Origin of the sequence: Candidatus Protofrankia californiensis (assembly GCF_900634765.1) — a bacterium.
Lineage (GTDB): Bacteria > Actinomycetota > Actinomycetes > Frankiales > Frankiaceae > Protofrankia > Protofrankia californiensis.
The window spans coordinates 6064-9811 of the sequence record NZ_CAAAFT010000469.1 but is presented as its reverse complement, the minus strand read 5'-3'; the positions used below and the strand labels follow the sequence as shown (position 1 = coordinate 9811).

General features: G+C 67.0%; 2 protein-coding genes. Both read right to left on the bottom strand.

Annotated features, from left to right (window positions below):
• Positions 1-706: 706 nt before the first annotated feature.
• On the bottom strand, positions 707-1429 hold the full coding sequence (locus DD1DGNOD_RS24200) for an HD domain-containing protein (protein WP_241255954.1): 723 nt from the start codon (positions 1427-1429) through the stop codon (positions 707-709).
• A gap of 377 nt (positions 1430-1806) precedes the next feature.
• Entirely contained in the window at positions 1807-3348 is a 1542-nt protein-coding gene (locus tag DD1DGNOD_RS24195) for a hydantoinase B/oxoprolinase family protein (protein WP_131771106.1), read from the bottom strand.
• Positions 3349-3748: the final 400 nt, after the last annotated feature.

The following is a 3748-nucleotide window of genomic DNA, read 5'->3' as shown; positions in this document are numbered from 1 at the left end:
GATTGAAACTGATGTCGTACTTGGCCATCAGCTCCTTCACCGTGGTCGCAAGACAGGAACTTTCCGAGTCGGATTGAAACGTCCCTTCCGCTGCTGGCGGTTTGAGAAGGGGAATTCGTCGCGGTCGAATTGCGTCGCCGATTTCCTGGTCAGCCGATCGGTCGTTGGAGGAGGATCAATTCCCCGTTTCCACAGGGATGCGACCATCAGGGACACGAGCCGGTCGCCGAAATGGAAGGGCTTTGCTGTCCGGTGCGCAGGACGACATCGTGGACGAACTGGGAACCGAGAAGGTCGCGGAGTGTGGCCGGGCCGTGAAAGTCGTTGCCGGTGACGGTGTCGGCCCCCTGCATTCGATGGCGACAATCCGGCAGTGTACGTTTCACAGAGTATTGGATCGACATTTCACAGGCATGTGAGGCGACGTTTCACAGCTACCTGGACCGACGTTCCACAGGCGCATGCCGCGGGCAGCCTGGGCGGACGGGCAGGCCTGGATGGCAGACTTGGCGGACGTATTCGCCACCGCCACCCGGCCGGCTCTCGCCACCGCGATCACGATCAGTCAGCGGAAGGCGTAGGTGGTTTCCGTCGTGACCACAGCGGTTTCCACCTACAGCTTCCGCATCCGTAGGTGGAAAAGGTCGCTATCGTGACGGTTTCCACCTACAAGGCTGCGGTCGTACCTTCAAATTGCCGGTTGCTTCTACCGCATGCACCGCAGGCCGGCTAACTCCCGGCGCAGGTTGGCACGAGCCATCGGCTCCCAGTGACGGGATGCCCACGGCGTGGCATAAACGCGGTGTTCGAGCAACGCACGTAGCACGGCCGTCCGGCCGGAGACCCAGTGCTCCTGGGAGACCCAGGCATATTCCCGCCGCACCCTGCGGGCGTAGACGTCGTACGCGGGCGCCGGACGGGCCAGTACCCGCAGATCCGCGTCGTTGACCACGGCTTCGTCCGGTCCGGCGGACAGGTGTGTCGCGGTCGCCCGCACCAGCCGGTCAACGTCGGCGACCACCGACCGTGAGCAGCCCAGTGCGGTCAACGTGGCAACCGCCAGTTCTCCGGATCGAGCCTCGTTGTCGTTCGTCTGCGTGTCGTAGACCGCGTCGTGGAAGAAGACCGCGAGCTTGCAAGCCGAAACCGCTGACATCGGGTCGGCCTGCTCGCCCGGCCGGTCCCGACCGCCTTCCCGATCACGATCATGATCCCGGTGCCGGTCCCAGTCGGCTGTGACGAGCAGCCGCACCGCGGCCAACGTCTCGCTCACATGACGGAACGTGTGGTAGAAGCGGCCGGGTTCGCAGTAGCGGGAGGCAAGGTCTTCAAATACGGACGCCCGCTGGGCGGCATCCGCCCGTGCGCCCGCCGACAGCAGGGCGGCGTCGAACGACCGCGCCAGCGACGACAGCACCACCGTGTCCACACGCCCTCCCCGGGGATCACGAGCGCAACCCGCGATGCTTCAGCGACCGTGACTCACCGTGCCCGTGGACGGGCCTCGGCTTGACCATCGGCACGTTCCCGCCTCTACGCCCCGGAAATAATCAAGTCAACCAACAAAAGATTGCAAAAATAACATTAGTACAACATCGACACAGCATCGAACCCAAAACGGATCATACTGGCATCGCGGCCACAGCGTCACCCTGATCGAACATACGTGCGTCCGATACACGTCCGATAACCGCAAGGGCGTCGGCGACCACGACCGTCGACGGCACGGGTCATCCCCGATCCGATGACACCGGCGCCGAAGAACGCCGTAGCAGCCACAGCAGCCGCCGCGTCCGGCGGGGGTCCTCAGGTGCCGGGCCGGCCCCAGCCGCCACCACCGGGGGTGCGGATCGTGACGACCGCGCCGGCCGCCAGATCCAGGCTCGCCTTGGGCGCCAGTCGTACGCCGTCCACCTCGTTGCGACCCACAGCACCCGGCCCACCACCGGCAGCGCCCTGCGGAGCGTGCCGGCGGCGATCGGTGAGTACCGACAGGGTCGCGGCCTCCAGGACCCGGATCGACCGCACCACCCCCGCGCCGCCAGGATGCCGACCGGCCCCGGATGTGGTCGCGTCGAGTTCGTAGCGTTCGACCCGCATCGGATACTCCAGTTCCAGCGCCTCGATCGGGGTGTTCAGGGTGTTGGTCATACCTACGTGCACGCCGGACGGCCCCGGCCCACGCGAGGATGCGCCCTGGCCGCCAGCGAGCGTTTCGTAGTATGTCCACCCGCGGCCGCCGATGATCAGATTGTTCATCGTGCCCTGTCCCTGCGCTAGCAGGACCGGGTCGGCGCCAGCCGCGACGGCTTGGGACAACGCGGCCAGCACCGTGTCGGCGATCCGCTGGGACGTCTCGACGTTCCCGGCGACCACGGCTGACGGCCGGCGTGCGTCCACCAGCGACCCCGGCTGCGTCACCACCTCCAACGGGGCGTAGGTACCGTCGTTCGCCGGGACGTCGTCGGGCAGCAGCACCCGCAACGCGAAGCAGCAGGCCGACCGGGTGACGGCCCGCGGGCAGTTCACGTTGCCGGGCACCGCCGGCGACGTGCCCGCGAAGTCGACTGTCAGCGCGTCGCCGTCGATCGTCACCGTCACCCGGATCGGGACGTCGTCGTCGCTCACCCCGTCGCCCTCGACCTCACCGGCGGCGGTGTAACGGCCGTCCGGCAGCCCCGCGATCATCGCCCGGGACCGCCGCTCGCCATAGGCCAGCACCTCGGTGAACGCCTCCAGCACGATGGCCAGACCCCGGCGCTCGATCAGTTCGGCCAACCGGGTGCCGGCCAGCCGGTTCGCCGCGACCTGGGCACGCAGGTCGCCGCGGCGTAGCTCCGGGGTCCGGGAGTTCGCGCAGATCAGTTCGAGGATGTCGTCGCGCCATTCACCGCCGGTGACCAGCCGCACCGGCGGGATGATGAGCCCTTCGGCGTAGATCTCCCGTGAGTCGGCCGGCATCGACCCGGGGCGCATGCCACCCATGTCCGAGTGGTGTGCCCGGGTCGCGGCAAAGGCGATAATCTCACCGTCTGCTGCCAGCGGTGACACGAGTGTGACGTCGGGCAGGTGGTTCCCGCCGGCGAACGGGTCGTTGAGCACCCACACCTCCCCGGGCAGGGCACCGCGTGCGGCCACCGCCCGCACCGACTCGTACATGGCGCCGAGGTGCACGGGGACGTGCGCGGCCTGAGCGACCATCCGGCCGGCCCGGTCGAAAAGGGCGGCCGAGCAGTCGCGACGCTCCTTGATGTTGGACGAGTAGGCGCTGCGGACCAGCAGCGTCCCCATCTCCTCGGCGATCCCGGCGAGTCCGCTCGCCAGCACCGACAGCGTCACCGGGTCCATCCGGTCATCCTCTCCCGTTGTCTCACCAGCTGTCACGAATCGGCTGGCCGTACCGACGGTCCACCCGGCACCGACCCACGTGACCACGACCCGCCGACCGGTATGCACGATATTCGCCAGCAGTCGGTAAAATAGCCGGCAAAATATTATTCTTCGCCCGAATCCGTGCAACCGGCGGGCACCAAAAAGGTCATGGTTTTCTGTTCCGATGACGAGTACAAGGATTTCCCGTGGACGTGTCCCCCGGCTCGAACGGGCGCTGGTACGGTCGGGCATCATCCCGGTCAGTGCTCGGCCGTCACCGAGCGGCAAGGAACAGGAACGGCGCTTCGTTGACCGAATCAGGAACCCGGATGATACGACTTTCGGCGCAGGGGGAACACGCCTGCATGCGTCCGCC